Annotated in this window: 15 protein-coding genes; 14 read left to right on the forward strand and 1 reads right to left on the reverse strand. The window is 65.4% G+C overall.

From position 1 onward, the window contains the following. The first annotated feature begins 7 nt into the window (after positions 1–7). The 12 genes from U741_RS0100095 (at position 8) to U741_RS0100150 (ending at position 13,133) form a co-directional block, all read left to right on the forward strand. A complete protein-coding gene (locus U741_RS0100095; RefSeq protein ID WP_029888459.1) occupies positions 8–1,606 on the forward strand; it encodes an alkaline phosphatase family protein in 1,599 nt (532 codons plus the stop codon). A gap of 11 nt (positions 1,607–1,617) precedes the next feature. Further along, positions 1,618–2,388 (forward strand): CatB-related O-acetyltransferase, encoded by a 771-nt coding sequence (locus U741_RS0100100; RefSeq protein ID WP_029888460.1) that lies wholly within the window; start codon positions 1,618–1,620, stop codon positions 2,386–2,388. Positions 2,389–2,411: 23 nt separating this feature from the next. Continuing rightward, entirely contained in the window at positions 2,412–2,696 is a 285-nt protein-coding gene (locus U741_RS0100105; RefSeq protein WP_029888461.1) for an acyl carrier protein, read from the forward strand. 4 nt (positions 2,697–2,700) lie between these two features. Further along, positions 2,701–3,564, forward strand: a complete 864-nt coding sequence (locus U741_RS18095) for an alpha/beta fold hydrolase (RefSeq protein ID WP_052378343.1) — start codon at positions 2,701–2,703, stop codon at positions 3,562–3,564. Beyond that, positions 3,565–4,443, forward strand: a complete 879-nt coding sequence (locus U741_RS0100115) for a CE1 family esterase (RefSeq protein ID WP_052378344.1) — start codon at positions 3,565–3,567, stop codon at positions 4,441–4,443. 71 nt (positions 4,444–4,514) lie between these two features. Further along, a complete protein-coding gene (locus tag U741_RS0100120; protein ID WP_029888464.1) occupies positions 4,515–5,903 on the forward strand; it encodes a TolC family protein in 1,389 nt (462 codons plus the stop codon). Between the two features lie 16 nt (positions 5,904–5,919). Further along, a complete protein-coding gene (locus U741_RS0100125; RefSeq protein ID WP_029888465.1) occupies positions 5,920–8,211 on the forward strand; it encodes an RND family efflux transporter in 2,292 nt (763 codons plus the stop codon). A 145-nt stretch (positions 8,212–8,356) separates the two neighbouring features. Then, positions 8,357–9,826: a hypothetical protein gene (locus tag U741_RS0100130; protein ID WP_029888466.1), complete on the forward strand. Its 1,470-nt coding sequence runs from the start codon at positions 8,357–8,359 to the stop codon at positions 9,824–9,826. Continuing rightward, the gene (locus tag U741_RS0100135) at positions 9,823–10,734 is read left to right on the forward strand and encodes a sulfotransferase (protein ID WP_029888467.1); all 912 of its coding nucleotides are present in this window, start codon (positions 9,823–9,825) and stop codon (positions 10,732–10,734) included. The genes U741_RS0100130 and U741_RS0100135 overlap by 4 nt, the downstream gene beginning before the upstream one ends. Continuing rightward, positions 10,691–11,356: a GDSL-type esterase/lipase family protein gene (locus U741_RS0100140; RefSeq protein ID WP_084154569.1), complete on the forward strand. Its 666-nt coding sequence runs from the start codon at positions 10,691–10,693 to the stop codon at positions 11,354–11,356. Before U741_RS0100135 ends, U741_RS0100140 begins: the two co-directional genes overlap by 44 nt. A gap of 14 nt (positions 11,357–11,370) precedes the next feature. Continuing rightward, positions 11,371–12,078: a transglutaminase-like domain-containing protein gene (locus U741_RS0100145; RefSeq protein ID WP_029888469.1), complete on the forward strand. Its 708-nt coding sequence runs from the start codon at positions 11,371–11,373 to the stop codon at positions 12,076–12,078. A 47-nt stretch (positions 12,079–12,125) separates the two neighbouring features. Beyond that, positions 12,126–13,133, forward strand: a complete 1,008-nt coding sequence (locus tag U741_RS0100150; protein ID WP_200872647.1) for a zinc-dependent alcohol dehydrogenase family protein — start codon at positions 12,126–12,128, stop codon at positions 13,131–13,133. A 46-nt stretch (positions 13,134–13,179) separates the two neighbouring features. Here the strand turns inward: U741_RS0100150 and U741_RS0100155 are convergent, their stop codons facing one another. After that, complete coding sequence (locus tag U741_RS0100155; protein ID WP_029888471.1) at positions 13,180–14,217, reverse strand: alpha/beta fold hydrolase; 1,038 nt, start codon at positions 14,215–14,217, stop codon at positions 13,180–13,182. Positions 14,218–14,507: 290 nt separating this feature from the next. On the opposite strand from U741_RS0100155, the gene U741_RS0100160 reads away from it, so the two are divergent. Continuing rightward, positions 14,508–15,383 carry a fumarylacetoacetate hydrolase family protein gene (locus U741_RS0100160; protein WP_029888472.1) on the forward strand — a complete coding sequence of 292 codons (876 nt, stop codon included), beginning with the start codon at positions 14,508–14,510 and terminating at the stop codon, positions 15,381–15,383. After that, a complete protein-coding gene (locus U741_RS0100165) occupies positions 15,380–17,149 on the forward strand; it encodes an FAD-dependent monooxygenase (RefSeq protein WP_029888473.1) in 1,770 nt (589 codons plus the stop codon). Before U741_RS0100160 ends, U741_RS0100165 begins: the two co-directional genes overlap by 4 nt. Positions 17,150–17,188: the final 39 nt, after the last annotated feature.

Here is a 17,188-nt window from a genome sequence, read left to right on the forward strand (position 1 = left end):
ACTCTTCATGACTTCAACACTGTTCATCGGCCTTGATGGCTGCACCTTCACCGTTCTCAACGAGATGGTCCGCGATCTGCCCGGCGAAGGCATCACCATGCCGTTCATGAAAAAGGTGCTGGAAAACGGCGTGCGCGCCAAGCTGCGCTCCACGCCCAATCCGCTGACGCCGCCCGCCTGGTGCTCGATCATGACCGGCAAGAATCCCGGCGCCCACGGGGTGTTCGACTTCATCCGTGCCGAAGACAAGGGCGGCGAAGTGTTCTGGACGCTCTACGACGCGCGCGATGTCGACACCGAAATGATCTGGTCGATCGCCAGCCGCAAGAAGAAGACCGTGGCCGCGCTCAACTTTCCGCTGACGGCGCCGCCGCCGGACGTGAACGGCGCCATCATTCCCGGCTTCATTCCCGCCAAGCACCTGCGTCGCAACACGCATCCGCGCGAACTGTTCGAGCGCCTCAAGCAGAACCTGCCCGACTTCAAGCCCAAAGAGCTGGCCTGGGACTTCGACAACGAAAAGCAGGCGCTGGAAGCCCTGTCGCCCGAAGACACGGCCAACTGGGTGCGCTACCACCTGCCGCGCGAGGAACAGTGGTTCAAGGTGGCCGAGTACGTGCTGCAAAACGACAAGCCCGACCTGATGGCGGTGATGTTCGACGGCGTCGACAAAATTCAGCACCAGGCCTGGCCGTGGCTGGACCCGGAACTGCTCACCGAAAACCGCGAAGGGCACGACAAGGCGATGCGCGAAGTCTGCCGCGAGTACTTCTCCAACCTCGACCGCTACATCGAGCGACTGGTGACCCTGGCCGGGCCGGACGCGCAGGTGTTCTTCGCTTCCGATCACGGCTTCACCGCCAGCACCGACGTGCTGCGCATCAACAGCTTTTTGGCCGATCTGGGCTACCTCACCTGGGCCAAGAACGACGGCTCGGAGCAAGCGCTGCGCCGCGAGGCCAGCGACTTTGCCAACCTCGACTGGTCGAAGACCACCGCCTATTGCCGCACGCCTTCATCCAACGGCATTCACATTCGTGTGGCCGAAAAGCCCGGTGATCCGGGGATCGACGCCAAAGATTACGAGACCTTCCGCGACAAGCTCATCGCCGACCTGAAAACCCTGAAGCACCCGGAGTCAGGCGAGCCGTTCGTCGCCGATGTGCTCAAGCGCGAAGAGTGGTTCCCCGGCCCGCACATGAAAGAAGCCTGCGACCTCACCCTGGTGCTGCACGACCACGGCTTCGTCTCGATTCGTGACCTCAAGCCGGCGCTGATCAAGCGCGACATTCCGGTGGGCACGCACCATCCGGACGGTATTTTCCTGGCCTACGGCCACGGCATCGCGCCGGTGGGCGAGGTGCCGCTGCAGCAGATTGTCGATGTCTGCCCGACCCTGCTCCACAGCCTCGGCCTGAGCATTCCGTCCGACATCGAAGGCAAGGTGTCTGAGCCCTTCTTCGACGCCGAGTGGCTGGCCGCTCACCCGGTGCGCCAAGGCGCCAAGACCCGGCCGGTGGCCTCGCGCGCACCCACCGAGGAAATGGACGCCGAAGAACGCAAGCAAATGATCGAGCAGCTGCAAATGCTCGGCTACATGGAGTGACGCATCAGCCCATGCCCGCCATCACCTGCCGCCAGGACCTGTTTGATCACGGCCTGATTGCGGCCGAGGGCGCGGGCATTGCGGGCACGCTGGTCTACGAGCGTCCGGCCTGGACCTTCGCGCACAAGCTGAAGGACTGCACCGTGGGTGCCTTCACCTTCTTCAATGCCGGCGGACTCACCAGCCTGTACCGGGTGCACCTTGGGCGTTACACGCAGATCGGCGAGTCGTCGATCATCGGCCCGCCCGAGCACCCGATGGACTGGTTCAGTTCACACCCGTTCGCCTTCGGCCGCCCCGAACACCTGCCGAGCATGTATCAGGTGCCCGAGTTCGCGCGGCTGGCGCCCGAGGCGCAATCCGGCCCGTCGTACGTCGACGGCGTGGTCAACGACACCTGGATTGAGCACGAGGCCTACATCGGCGCCGGCAGCTTCGTGAAGCGCGGCGTGCGGGTCGGCATAGGCGCCTGTGTCGGCGCGCGCAGCGTGGTCACGCGCGACATCCCGGCTTACGCCATCGCCATCGGCAGCCCGGCGCGGGTGCTGCGCCTGCGTTTCAGCGAGGCCATCGTCGAACGCCTGCTGGCCCTGGCGTGGTGGCAGTACGATCTGGCGCCGTGGAAGGCACAGGTCGACTGGTCGCAGGTCGAGGCGACCCTGGATTTTCTCGAACAACAGAAGGCCGACGGCCGGCTGCAAGATCTCAACCCCGAGACCTGGGCGCTGACGCGAAGCGGCGCCGCACTGACCATCGAACGCCGTGCGCAATCCCTTTTTTAGAACCTTTGACATGGAACCCGCTCATGACCACGGCTGATGCCCTGATCCAACCGCTGATCACCCTGCTGGAAGATTTCACCCAGGACTGGGACCACGACACCGAGGGTGCGATGAGCGGCGACACCAAACTGTTGGCCGATCTTGGCTTCGAGTCCATCGACATCATCCAGCTCACCGTTGCGCTGGAAGAAACCTTTGGCCTGCGCAAGGTGCCGTTCGACAAGCTGCTGATGCAGGACGGTCGTTATGTCGACGACCTGTCGATTCGCCAGATCGCCACCTTTCTGCAGCGCTTCGTCAACGCCTGAGCCGGTGGCCTACGCAGACCTCAACGGCACAAGGATCGCCTGGCAGCAGATGGGCAGCGGCCCCGACCTGGTGCTGGTCCACGGCCTGGCGGCGAGTCGCGCCTTCTGGTTCGCCCACGCGATGCAACTGCGCGAGCACTACACCGTCACTCTGTTCGATCTGCCCGGCCACGGCTACAGCGACCGTCCCGCCAGCGGCTACGACAGCTTGTCGCTGGGCCGTCTGCTGCTGGAGTTGATGGACACGCTGGAGATCACCGAAGCCAGCCTGGTGGGACACAGCTACGGCGGTGCCGCCTGCATCGAAGCTGCGGTGCTGGCGCCGCAGCGGGTCAACGGGCTGGCGCTGCTGGACGTGCGCAGCCTGCGCATACAGCCCACCATGCGCATGAGCGACGTCGCGCAATTCACGCCGTTCGAAACCGAAATTGCCGCCGACACCCGTGTCGACTGGTCGCAGGAAACCCAGGCCGGCGTCCGCTTTCTCGAAATGGCCGCACGGCACCGCGTCGAGGGCCGGCTGTCGCGGGCGGGGGACCCGGTCATTCCCTTTGCCGAAGGTCGCGGCGCGCTCAAGGGCGCCAAACAATGGCTGGCGCTGCTGGACGAAACCGACGCCCGCAACGGCTTCAACCTGCCGGGCGCGACCCTGGCGCAACTGCAGCAGATCAGCTTGCCCACGCTGCTGATGTACGCCGATCACAGCCGCTGCCTGACCACCGGAGAAGCCCTGCAGCGCCTGTGGCCGCAGAGCCGCTACGAACTGATCGAGGATGCCGGACATTTCTTTCCGATGACCCACGCTGGTCATGTCAGCCAAAGCCTGATGAACTGGGCAACCGATGTTTACCCGATGAAGGCCCTGTAAATGAAAAAAATCTTGCCATTGATTGCTGCCGCGCTGCTGGCCGCCTGCCAAGCGCCGCCCGCAAAGGCCGATGACGCCAATGTCACCCAACTAACCCTCGAACACGGCGGCCAGACCCGCAGCTACGAAGTGTTCGTGCCGCCGCAGCATCGCGACAACCTCAAAGGCCTGGTCGTGGCCCTGCACGGCGGCCTCGGCACCGGCGCCATCATGGCCGGACAAAGCGGCTTCAACGCCGCCGCCACCCGCCACGGCTTCGCGGTGGCCTATCCCGATGGCGTGGGTCGCGCCTGGAACGCCGGCACCTGCTGCGGCAAAACCGCCGAACGCAAAGTTGATGACGTGGGCTTCATCGCCGCCCTGGTGACCGCCGAGCGCGCCCGCCTCAAGCTCTCGGCCAACCAGGTTTTCGGCACCGGCTTTTCCAACGGCGCCATGCTGCTGCACCGCATCGTCTGTGAAGCGCCCGGCACCTTTGCCGCCATTGCCCCGGTTTCCGGCGGGCCGATGTTCGAGAAATGCGCGCAGCCCAAGCCGGTCGCCGCGCTGTTCATCCAAGGGCGTGAAGACAAGCGCATCCCCTGGGACGGCGGCGTGTTCGACGGCACCCTGCGGCTGAGCATGGCCAACGTGGTCGACCAGTTCGCCGGCCGTAACGGCTGCAAGGCCGAGGCCACCGTGGTCCGCGAAGAAACCGGGTTGAAATGCCAGAAGCGTGTCGGCTGCAAATCCAAGGTGGAGTGGTGCGGCGTCGACAAGGTGGGCCATCAATGGCCGGGCGGCAAAGCCTACGCGCCGCGTCTGCTCGGGCCCAACACCGAACGCTTCAACGCCTCTGAAGGCATTGCGCTGTTCTTCAAAGCTCAACTCGCCAATTGATCTCGCCCCCGCCCGGATGGTTTCGGGCGGGGTTTCGTGATCACCGCTCTCTCAAAGAAATTTTCCCGCTCATGCGCCTGCCCTGCCTGCTATTGACCTTGGTGCTCGCGGTTCCCTCGGCCTGGGCACAGGACGACGGTCGCGTGGAACGCAGCGACCTGCCCACCTCGCAGGTTCCGGACCTGATCGACCTTTACAACCAGACCCTGCGGATCAGCCCGGCGCTCACCGGCGCCGTGGCCCTGAGTACTGCGGCCGAACAGGCGCGTGCCGCCGCCAAGGGCCAACTGCTGCCGCAGGTCGGCGTCTTCGGGGAAGCGGCCTACATCGATGAACGCGTCCAGGGCGACTTCTTCGGCGTCACCAACATTGACCGTGAAGACGACTTTGACCAGTACGTCTACGGCATCGGCTTCGAGCAGGCCATCATCAAACCGGCCTTGTGGGCGACGCTGGACCAGGCCCGGCTGAAGCAGATTCAGGCCAATCTGGCCGAGCAGCGCGCGCGCTCGACCGTGGCATCGGAGCTGATGTCGCAATACCTGCGGGTGCTGGAGGCGGTCGAGGTGAAGGCTGCCTCCGAGGCCCGTGTGAATGCCGTGGGGCGCCAGAAAAGCCAGGTTGGCAGTCGCCTGAGCGCCGGTCTGCTGACCCGGGCCGACCAGAGCCAGGCCGAGTCGTCAGCGTCGTTGGCCGCCGTGCAGGAAAGCATTGCCGAGTCCGACCTGGCCTCTGCCGTAGCGCGCCTGCGCGCCACCTCGCAGTGGAGCGCGCGCAGCCTCAAGGGCCTGACCGAAGACTTCACCTTCATCCTGCCGCAACCGCTGGACGAGGCCCACTGGGTGGAACGCGCCGGCGTCAACGCCTATCCGGTTCTGCAACAAGAGTTGGAAGTGGCGCTGGCACGCAATGAACTGCTGCGCGTGCAACGCGGGCGATGGCCCACCATCGATCTTTTTGGCTCGGCCACCGAGCTGGACGCCTCGGGCGGCGTCGAGGGCGAACGCGAGCAACGCGACATGCGCATCGGTGCCCGGGCGCGCATTCCCATTTTCGCCGGGGGCAGCGTCAGCGCCGCAATATCGGCCAACGAGGCCCGCGTCATTCAGGCCGAAGCCGAGCTGTCGCGCCTGCGCACCGAGGCGCGGCTGCTGGCCGCCACCCGCTATCGGCAGGTGGTGGTGGGCCGCAGCCAGCTCATCGCCTTGCAACAGGCGGTTGATGCCTCGCGTGCGGCCGAATCGGAATTCAAGATCGGCTTCGACGCGGGCACGCGCACCAACGCCGACCTGCTCAGCGCCACCGAGCGCCGCTTCTTTGCCGAAGTGGAACTGCAACGCCGCCGCTACCGGCAGTTGGTGGAGGCGCTGGAACTCAAGGAGATTGCCGGCTCGGTCGGCCCGGAAGACGTGAAGCAGCTCAACCGGCTGCTGGTCCGTCCTGTCGCCATTCCGTTCTGATCCGCAGGCCGATGGCATGACGCTACGCCTGCCCAAGCCCGCCACGGCCTACCTCTGCTGGTCGGCAGAGTCGAGCTTCGACCCCGGCAGCCTGGGCCTTGACCGAGCCGCTGCGGCGAGCGTCTTCGACGGCAACCGCGATCCGCAGGCACGCCGCCAAGCATTGGCTGAGCACTGGCAGCGCGAGGTGTCAGCCGAGGACGCACAGCGGCTGACGATGCGCCTCGCCGCCGTCAATGCCCTTATCGCCGGCCGGGTGGAGCCGGTGCCGCCACCGCCGGGCTCATGGCGCAAGCCCGCGGGCCTGGGCACGGCGGCGAGCGTGAACCTGCCCTCGTCGGTGCCGGGTTCGCTGGTGCATCCCGCGCTGGTGGGCGGCGTGCAGCGCTATTACGTGGGTGCCGGGCGCCGGGCGGGCGGGCAGTTGCCTGGCGGACCGTTTGTGGCGCTCGGGCGCTGCTTCACCTGGCCGCTGTATGGGCGCGTCCGCGCCGCGCTGTTGCTGGCCTGGTTTGCCGTCATGCTGTTCGCCCTGTGGCAACGCCGCGCCGACTTCAGCGATGGGCTCGTCGCCCACCTGATCAGTGCCGATTACGGGCTGTCGGTTCCGCTGACGATTATCGCCATCCACCTCATCTCGCAGAGCAGCCTCGCGGCCATGGCACGTCGCCTGACGCGGGCGCAGGTCAGTGTCGGTCTGCCACCCAAGCTGTGGCCGTTTCCCCATCTACGGGTTGACACGGCTGGGCGCGCCGAGCAGTTGCCGCGCGCCCAGCGCCTGCGGCTGGTGGCCGCGCCCGTGGTCGGCAGCTTTGCGCTGCTGACCTTCATGCTCACCGCCTGGGTCATCGCCGGCCGACAGAACGCCGCTCTGACGCAGGCGCTGGCCCTGCCAATGATGATCGTGGTCGGCTCGCTGGTGCTGCGTGCCAATCCACTGGCGCGCTATGACGGCTACGCGTTTTTATCGCAGTGGCTGGGCGTCACCGACCTGCGTCTGCAATCGATCTACGCCTTGCTGCGCCAGCGCCGGCCCTGGCATCACCAGCAACGTTCGCTGTCGTTCACCGCGTTGCGGGTGATGTTCGTCGCAACCAACCTGTTTTTTCTGGCAGCGCTGTTGCTGCTGGCGCATTTCACGCTGCCCTTCCTGCTAACGATATTGGGCGGCATCGGGTTTCTTTTAGTGGTTCTGGGACTGGGGGTCATGATGTACAAGCAACTCGGGCGGCCGCCGATGCCGCGTAGCGGACTCGGCTGGAATGGCTGGTGGAAGGAACTGCGCGAATGGCGCCCCACACGCAAGCAAATCATTATTTTCGTGGTGCTGTTGCTGCTGTGCCTGTTCCCCTACCGCTACGAGCCCAGCGGTGATTTCGAGGTGTTGCCCAGTGCCAGGGCCGATGTGCGTGCGCTGGTGGCGGGCGATGTTCGCGAAGTGCTGGTCAGCGAAGGCGAGACAGTTGAAAAGGGCCAGGCGCTGGCGCGTATTTCAGACGCCGAAAGCCGCGCCAAGGTGGCCGCCAGCGAGGCGTCGATGGCGCAGCTCAACGCTGATCTGGCACTACTGGAGAAAGGCGCAAAGAGCGAAGAAATTCAGGTCGCCGAAGGACGTGTCGCCACCCTGGAGCGTCGTTCCCGCTTCTCGCGCGCCACCGAATCGCGGCTGATCAAAGCCTTCAAGGAAGGCGGTATCAGCGTCGATGAGTACGAAAAGGCGCGCGGCACCGCCGAGGTGGATGAGCAACTGCTGGAAGAAGCCCGCCGTGCGCTGGCGCTGATCGAAAGCCCGGCACGCGCCGAGATGCTCGATGCCACCCGTGCCGAAATGGCCCGCGAAGAAGCGCTGCTGGTCTTCCACCGGGAGCAACTGGAACAGACCACCTTGCGTGCACCGATCAGCGGCCGGGTGCTGTCGGACTCGCTGCAGTTCGCGGTCGGCAGCTTTCTGGAACGCGGCGCGGTGCTGGCGAAGATCGAGCAGGTGGGCAACCGCCTGGCCGAGGTCGAGGTCCCGGAATCGTCCATCGGTGAGGTCCGCGAAGGTGCCGCCGCACGGGCGCGCGCCTGGGCGTTTCCGGGCACCAGCTTCGACGGTGAAGTGATCGCCATCGCCCCCGCCGCCGACAGCGCGACCTACGGACAAGTGGTGCGGGTGCAATTGTCGATTGATGACCCCGAAGGCCGTCTCAAGTCGGGCATGACCGGCTCGGCCAAGGTGGAAGGCCCGCGTTACCCCGCCATTTACGTTTTCACCCGGGCGCTGTGGCGCTTCTTCATGGTGGAAGTCTGGTCCTGGCTCCCCTGATGAGGGTGTCTAAAAAACTACTGCGCTTGCGATTTCGCGCCCGTACGGTCCTCGAAATGCTCATGTATCGATTCATACACTCCGCTTTCTGCGGTCCGCCGGGCGCGAACTCACTGCGCTCGCTACGTTTTTTAAACACCCTCTGATGACACCGCTGGCCGCTGGTCTTTCGGAGCAGGATTTCCGCCTAACCGCGCCCAATGGTTTTGGCGACAGCGTCAACCACTACGCGCACAGCATGGCGGTGTTCGAGGGCAAGGTTTACGTCGGCACCACGCGCGGCATCATTCAGGCGCACCGCTGGAACCTGGCCCGGCCCAACATCCGCCCGTGGCCGGTGAAAAGCCCGGACATCATTCACGACGTACCACGCCAGGCGGAGATCTGGTGCTTTGACCCGCTGGCCGATCAATGGACGCGCGTCTATCAGGCGCCCATGGTCATGGCCACCAATGGCAGCCGCATGGTGCCGCGCTACATCGGCTATCGCGGCATCGGCGTGTTTCAGGGCGCGTCAGATGACAAACCCTGCCTCTATGTTTCGACCTGGGCGCCGCAGATCGCCGAGCCGCCGGATATTCTGCGCAGCACGGACGGCGTGACGTTCGAGCCGACGACGCGCCCGCCGTTTTCGCCGATGGTGCGTTCGTTCCGCACCCTGCAGCGCTTTCAGGGGCGTGTGCACACCACGCCCACCAGTTCGTCGAAGGGCGCACGCCTGATCTCCGACAGCGTCGGCTCCGACTCGACCATCTACGCCACCGACGATGTTCAGCGCTCGCCGTGGCGGCCCGCCAACGAAGAAGGCTTCGGCAACCCAGACAACGTCACCATTTTCGAGATGGAAGAGTTCAACGACCATCTGTATGCCGGCACGGTGAATCCAGTGAACGGCTTCGAGCTGTGGAAAACCGCCGGCGGCGACCTGCCCTATCACTGGACGCGGGTACTGCAGCACGGCGCCGGGCGCGGCGTGTTCAACGAGGTGGGCGTGTCGATGTGCGTGTTCAACGGCGCGCTGTATGTGGGCACCGGCGTGCTGAGTGGCGGCTATCACCGCGCCATGAAAATCGGCCCGGCGGCGGCGGAGTTGCTGCGCGTCTGGCCGGATGACTCCTGGGAACTGATCGTCGGCGATGGCCGCCGCACCGCCGACGGGTTGCGCTATCCACTGTCGGGTTATGGCGCCGGGTTCGATACTTTTTTCAATGGCTACGTGTGGCGCATGACCTGCCACGAAGGCCGCCTCTACGCCGGCACCTTCAGTTGGGGCCAGAACATTCCCTGGCTGCAGCTCAACATCTGGCCACCCGACGCGCTGGCGCTGATGGACCGCTGGGGCCGGGACGAACTGGCCACCCGCCGAGGCGGCGCCGAGCTGTGGAGCAGTGCCGACGGCGAACGCTGGGAGCCGGTCACGGTGGGCGGCTTCGGCAATCGCTTCAACTGGGGCATTCGCAACATGGCGTCGATTCCACAGGGCTTGGTGGTGGCCACCGCCAACCCGTTCGGCCCCACGGTGGTGCAACAACAAGACGGCGGCGACTGGCGCTACATCGACAATCCGCGCGGCGGTTGTGAGGTGTGGCTGGGTCGTGAAGGCGGCTGGACGTGAGTGGCGTCATCCTGCTCGCCGGGGCGCCGTTCAGTGGCAGCTCGCTGTTGGCGCAGGTGCTGGGCTCACACCCACAATGTGCCGCCGCGCCAGAGCTGAAATTGGGCCTTGCCGACACCGTCGGCGAATTGTTGACGCTGGCCGATCTGAGCCAGGTGCCGCTGCTGGATGGCCTGCTGCGTTTCGTCGCCGAACACCACGGCGGTGGTCAGCATCGCGCCGGAATCGCAAAGGCGAAGGCCTGGCTGGAGGAAGCCACCGACGCCACCACCACCGAGCTGCTGACCGAACTGAAAAACGGTGTGGCGCCGCGCGCACTGGTCATCCCCGACGGTGAAGCCGCACTGCGGCCCGACGAGTTGCTGCGCTGGCAACAACTGGACCCCGATCTGCGGGTGGTGCAGTGCCTGCGCCACCCGCTCACCCACGGCGCGGTCTGGGCGCCCTGGCTGCAAGGCCAGCTTTATGTGCCGCCCGATTTTCGTGACCACCACGTGTCGCCCGCTGCGGCCTTGATCGAGCCGCAGATTCCGTGGCTGCGCTGCAACCGCAATCTGCAGCGCTGGGTGCCCGAGGCCCAGTGCACAGCCTTCCGCATGGAAGATCTTGAAGACGACCCAGTCGCCGCACTTCGCGCCCTGTGCCTCGCGCTGAGGCTCGATGACGACGACGAGGCGCTGGCCGCCATGCAGGCCATCAGCCGCAGCCCCTTCGCCGACTGGGGGCCGCCCGAAGCACCCGGCGGACTCGAAATGGACGCTTTGGCACCGGTGTTAGACACGGCATTGCCCATCACCCTGCCCGCACAACTCGACGCCGAAGTGCTCTGGCAGGTCGAACAGCCGGGGCAGTCACGACCGCTCGATGCAGAAGTCATCGCCCTGGCGCGACAATACGGCTACACCTGACCGCGATACCGCCATGCTCAAGCCGCTGCACCTGATCATTCCGCTCGTCGTGCTGCTGTCGGCCTGCAGCCGCGGGCCGGGTGCGCCTGAAGGGCAAATCGTGTTGCAGCAGGAGGCCGTGGTGCTGGCCATCGGCGACTCGATCACCACCGGACACCGCCTGCCCGCCGACCAGGCCTGGCCGTCCATCGTGGCCCGCAAAACCGGGCTGCGCGTCTTCAACCGGGCGCGCAACGGCGCCACCTCTGACGAGGTGCTCGACACCTTGGACGCACTGCTGGACGAGTTTGAGCCCGCGCTGGTGATTGCAACGGTCGGCGGCAACGACTTTCTGCGGCGCCAACCGCTGTCACAGACCGAAGCCAACCTGCGCGAGATGGCCGACATCATCACCGCACGCGGTGCCCGCTTTCTGGTGCTCGGGCTGGCCCAGCCGCAGCGTTCGAGCGTGCATCCGCTGTACATCGCGGCGCTGACCGACATCACCGGCACCTACCTGGACCGCACGGTGCTGCCCTACGTCTACGGCAAGCGCAGCCTGCGCGCTGACCCCATTCACCCCAACGCCGAAGGTCACAAGGTCATTGCCCAGCGCGTCGCCCAGTGGCTGGGCCGGGAGTAGTATTCTTGAATCACATGAATCAAACAAATCAAACAGATCAATCACCGCCCCCCAACCCCGACGACTGCCTGCGCGCCACCGCGTTCATCGACAGCGATCACCCCGACGTCGTGGCCTACGCCGCGCAGGCGATGGGTGATGCCGACAGTGCCATCGACAAGGCCGTGCGGCTTTATTACGCCGTGCGTGACGACATCCGCTACGACCCTTACACCATCGACCTGAGCCCCTCCGGCATGCGGGCCAGCACGGTCCTGCAAACCGGACGCGGCTGGTGCGTGAACAAGGCGGTGTTGCTCGCCGCCGTGTGTCGCGTGGCCGGCATTCCGGCGGCACTGGGCTTCGCCGACGTGCGCAATCACCTGTCCACCGAGCGGCTGCGCGAGGCGATGGGCACCGACCTGTTTCACTACCACGGCTACACCGCACTCTTTCTGGACGGCCAGTGGGTCAAGGCCACACCGGCCTTCAACCTGTCGCTGTGCGAAAAAATGAGCCTGAAACCGCTGGAATTCGACGGTCGCGCCGACTCGATCTACCACCCCTTCGACCTGTCCGGCGCGCGGCACATGGAGTACGTCACCTTTCGCGGCGAACGCGCCGACCTGCCGCTGGACGAGCTGCTGCAGGCCTTTGCGGTCTACTACCCGAACATGAGCCGGCTCGACAACGCCGACTTTGATCAGGATCTGGTCGTCAAGCGCGGCCCCTCACAGAGCTGATGCGGGTGGTACGTTGCTGTCCCAGTCAACAATAAGGAGATCCACTTTTGACCAACACGATCCGCGTTCGCCTGCCCGCCAGCCTCGACAGCCTCACGCCCGACACCGTCGAACCCCGCCAGCCCGGCCCCGGCGAAGTACTGTTCAAGGTGCGCGCCAGTTCGCTCAACTTTCATGACTATGCCGTGGTGGCGGGCCTCATCAAAACGGCCGACGGCCGCATCCCCATGTCGGACGGTGCCGGTGATGTCATCGCCGTCGGCGAAGGGGTGACCGAATTCAAACCCGGTGACAAGGTGCTCAGCACCTTCTTCACCGACTGGCCCGATGGCATCTGCGAGTCAAAGGACTTCACCACCGTACCCGGCGACGGCATGGACGGCTACGCCACCGAATTCGCCACTGTTCCGGCACAAGCGCTGACCCGCTACCCCAACAGCTACAGCTACGAAGAAGCCGCCACCTTGACCTGTGCGGGGGTCACCGCCTGGCGCGCGTTGATGACCAACGGCCAGCTCAAGGCCGGTGAAACGGTGCTGGTTCAGGGCAGCGGCGGGGTGTCGGTGTTCGCCCTGCAGTTGGCCAAAATGGCCGGTGCCAAAGTGATTGCCACCTCGTCGTCCGACGAGAAGCTGGAACGCCTGGGCGCGCTGGGCGCTGATCATTTAATCAATTACAAGAAAACCCCGAACTGGGGCGAAGCGGCGGCCAAGCTCTCCGGCGGCGGGGTTGATCACGTGGTCGAAATTGGTGGCCCCGGCACCTTGCCGCAGTCGATCCACGCCATTCGCAACGGCGGCCACATCGCCCTGATCGGGGTGCTCACCGGCTGGGAAGGTGTGGTGCCCACCGCCCTGTTGATGCGCAAGCAGGGCCGTTTGATTGGCCTCACCGTGGGCAGCCGGCGCGACCAACTGGACCTGGTGCGTGCCTGCGAAGTCAACGGCATGCGCCCGGTGATCGATCGCAGTTTCCCGCTGCAGGAACTGGGCGATGCCTTCCGCTACCAACTCTCGGGCGCGCACCTCGGCAAGATTTGCCTGCAGGTCTCCTGAGCGGCATCGAGGGTCGTTGCCAACCCGGCAACGACCCTCGCTTGGTTCAGGCCAACTGCCGCAGAAAATCGATCAACGCGGCGTTGGTTTCGTCAGGCTTTTCCTGCTGAATCCAGTGACCTGAGCCCTTCACGATCAGGTTACCGCGGTAGTCGGGCATCACCGAACCCGCCTTTTCGATGGCTTCGCGACCCCATGCGGTGGCGATGTCGAACTCGCCACCGATGAACATCGCCGGCACCGACAGCGGCTTGTGCTGCTGCCCTTCGAGGAATTCCCAACTGTCCTGAAGGTTGGCGTAGTAGTTCAGCGGGCCGGCAAAGCCCGAGCGCTCAAACTCGTGGGTGAAGAAGTCCAGGTCGGCCTCGTCGAACCACGCCGGCAAGGTTTCGGGTTGCATCAGGCCATCAATCATGCGGCCGTCGTGTGGAATGCACAGGCCGCCATCGCGAATCGCCGCGGCCGAGTGCTGCGCCGCAATCATCTGCAACACCGGGGGCGGCGCATCGCCCGACAGGGTGTAGACCACGCCGCGAAGCCAGGCGCGGACATCGCTCTCAATCTCGGTGATGACCCGCGTCTTCTCGCCAAAATAGGTCTGGTAGAAATCGCGGCCCGGCCCGGCCAGTTCGGCGTGAAGTTCGTCCGGGCTGCGCTCGCCAAACGGGCTGCCCGGCAGTGCGACCAGACCGCGCCCGGAAAACGGCACGCTGACCCCCACCACGCCGCGAAACACGTCCGGGCGCATCCATGCACTGGTCCACGCCACCGGCGCACCCCAGTCGTGGCCCACCACCACGGCCTGCGTTTCACCCAGGGCAGCGACCACCCCTACTGCATCCTCGACCAGACGGTCGATGCGATAAGCGTCCTGGGCCCAATACTTTGACGACTGGCCATAGCCGCGCTGGTCGATGGCCACGGCGCGATAGCCCGCGTCGGCCAAGGCCCCAAGCTGATGCCGCCACGAGTACCAGGACTCGGGAAAGCCGTGCAGCAGCAACACCATCGGGCCTTCGCCCTGGATGACGGCGTGGATACGGCCGCCGTTGACCTGCAGCAGCCGGGAATGACGTTCACTCATACGGGGTGTCCTCTTGTCAGAAAATCGGGGGCGCGGATCAGGCTGGCGCACGCCCTTAGTTTGAACCGCCAGCCCGCGGCGGTGTGTCGATACATGTGGAAATTTCGGGCGTGGACCACCTCGGTGAGGGGCGCATGACGGGCGGACCCATCATCGGCTTCTTCGTCCTGAGAGTTGCGGTACGGTTGTCGCAAGCGGGTGTCGGCGATGTTGACCCCATGGTCACTTTGCACAAGCACACCCCACAACACTGCATCGATCACGGTGCATCAATCTTACAAGGAGACCCCATGCGACTGGCCCAGCGCCGCGACCCGGACGGCAGCCTTCATCCCGCGCTGATCAACGGCGACCGGGTGTACGACATCACCGCGCACCTGCCACACGCCCCGCGCGAGATGATTGACCTGTTGCCCCAGGTCGACGCGCTGAAAGCCGACCTGGAGGCGCTGCTCAAGTGCCCGGCCGATCATCGCTTGCCCGACATCGCGCTGGCGGCGCCCATCACCCGGCCGGGCAAGATCATGGCGCTGGGCCTGAACTACCGCGACCACATCGCCGAGGCCGGTCTGGCGTCGCCCGAGGCGCAAACCTGGTTCGCAAAAATGTCCACCGCCGCCAATGGACCGTTCGATGCCGTGGACCTGCCGAAGGTCTCCGACAAGCTCGACTACGAGGCCGAGCTGGCCTTCGTGATTGGCCGCCGCACCCGCCATGCCGACCGCGAACAGGCGCGCGCGGCGATTGCCGGTTACTGTGTCGCCAACGACGTGAGCGTCCGCGACTTCCAGTTCCACAGCAGCCAGTTCGTGGTCGGCAAAAGCTTCGACACGCACTGCCCCTTCGGACCGTGGATCGTCACCGCCGACGAAATCGTCGACCCGCAGACGCTGGGCATCCGCTGCTTCGTCAATGGCGAAGAACGGCAGAACTCCAACACCGCCGGGATGGTGTTCGACGTGTTCGCCATGGTGGTCTACCTGAGCCAGGCCATGACCCTGGAGCCTGGCGACCTGATTCTGACCGGCACGCCCGCCGGCGTCGGCGCGGTGCGCAAGCCGCGCCTTTACCTGAAGGCCGGCGACGTGGTGCGGGTCGAGATTGACGAGATCGGCCACATCGAAAATCGCATCGTCCCCGAAACCACCCCCGAGCCCCGCGCATGAACACGATTCACACCCCGGTCCTGATCTGCGGCGGCGGTGGCGCCGGGCTGAGCCTGTCGATTTTCCTCTCGGCGCATGGCGTCGAATCAATGCTGGTGGAGCGCCACGCCACCACCTCGCATCTGCCCAAAGCGCATTATCTGAACCAGCGCACCATGGAGATTTTTCGCGAGCACGGCCTCGCCGACACGGTGACCGCCAGGGGTACGCCGTTCGAGAACATGGGCTGCGTGGCGTGGATGACCTCGCTGGGCGGCGACGGCCCGGTCGACGGCAAAACGCTCTACAAAATGGATGCCTTCGGCGGCGGCACGCTGGCGAAAACCTACGACGCCGACAGCCCGGTGCGCTCCGGCAACCTGCCACTGATCCGCCTGGAACCGGTGCTGCGGACCCAGGCCGAGGCCAGCGATCTGGCCGACCTGCGCTTCAGCCACGAACTGCTGGACTATGTGCAGGATGCCGATGGCGTCACCTCGCGGGTGAAGAACCTCGACAGCGGCGAAGAGTTCGAAGTGCGCTCGCAGGTGCTGATCGGCGCTGACCGCCACCGCACTGTCGGCCCGCCGCTGGGCATCGAACTGCACGGCCCGACCAATCTGGTCGACATGGTCGCCACCCATCTGTCGGCCGATTTTTCCCAGTACATCGACGACGACACGCCACTGATCCGCTGGTTCAGCAATCCCGCCAGCGGGGCGTGGAGCAGCGGTGCGATGGTCGCCATGGGGCCGACGCACTTCGACCGTCGTTCGGAGGAATGGGTGTTTCACTTCGCCTTTCAGCCGGGCGATCCCGACTTCAACGAGGCCGACATCGCGCCCAAGATCAAGGCGCTGCTGAAGACGCCCGACGTCGACATCGCCGTGCACAAGGTCAGTCACTGGATCGTCGAATGCGTGCTCGCCAACCACTACGGCAAAGACCGCGTATGGGTGATTGGCGACGCCGCACACCGCCATCCGCCGACCACCGGGCTGGGGCTGAACTCGGGCATCCAGGACGCCCACAACCTGGCGTGGAAAATCGCCGCCGTGGTCAAGGGCGCGGCCCACCTCGATCTGCTGAAAACCTACGAAGCCGAGCGCCGCCCGGTGGCGGAACGCAACACCCAGTGGGCGCTGTTCACCTTCATGAATCACTTCGTCATCGAGCCCGGCTTCGGCATCGTACCGGGCGCGCCGCCCGAGGCGAATATGGCGGCATTCATGACACTGCTGGCCGACGGCTGGCAGGGCGACTTCGCCCGCAGACGCATGCACGAAGTGCTCAACACCCAGCGCATCGAGTTTCAGGCGCATGACATCGAACTTGGCTTTGCCTACGAGACCGGCGCCGTCATGCCCGATGGCAGTCAGCCGCCGCAGCATGCGCCGATGGGGGATCACTACACGCCCACCACACGCCCCGGCCACCGCCTGCCGCACGCCTGGCTGACGCGCCGGGACGGACGAAAAATTTCGACGCACGACCTCTGCGGCCGGGGCCAATTCACCGTCTTCATCGGCACCCAGGGTCACGCATGGGAAGTGGCGGCGCGCCTGGCCGGCGAACGCTTCGGCGTCAACCTCGTCGTGCACATGATTGGCGATGAAGCGGCGTACCGCGACGACGACGGCGACTGGGCGCGGCTGCGCGAGATCGACGCCGACGGCGCCATTGTTGTCCGGCCTGACACCCATGTGGGTTGGCGCTGCAAAGGCCACGTCGACAATGCCACGGACCTGCTGTGCGCGGCGATGGCGCGCATGCTCGGCAAGGGCTGAGCGCGCCGCAAGCTTGATGGTCTCGCCTGCAGTTGACGG

Source organism: Polycyclovorans algicola TG408 (genome assembly GCF_000711245.1).
Lineage (GTDB): Bacteria > Pseudomonadota > Gammaproteobacteria > Nevskiales > Nevskiaceae > Polycyclovorans > Polycyclovorans algicola.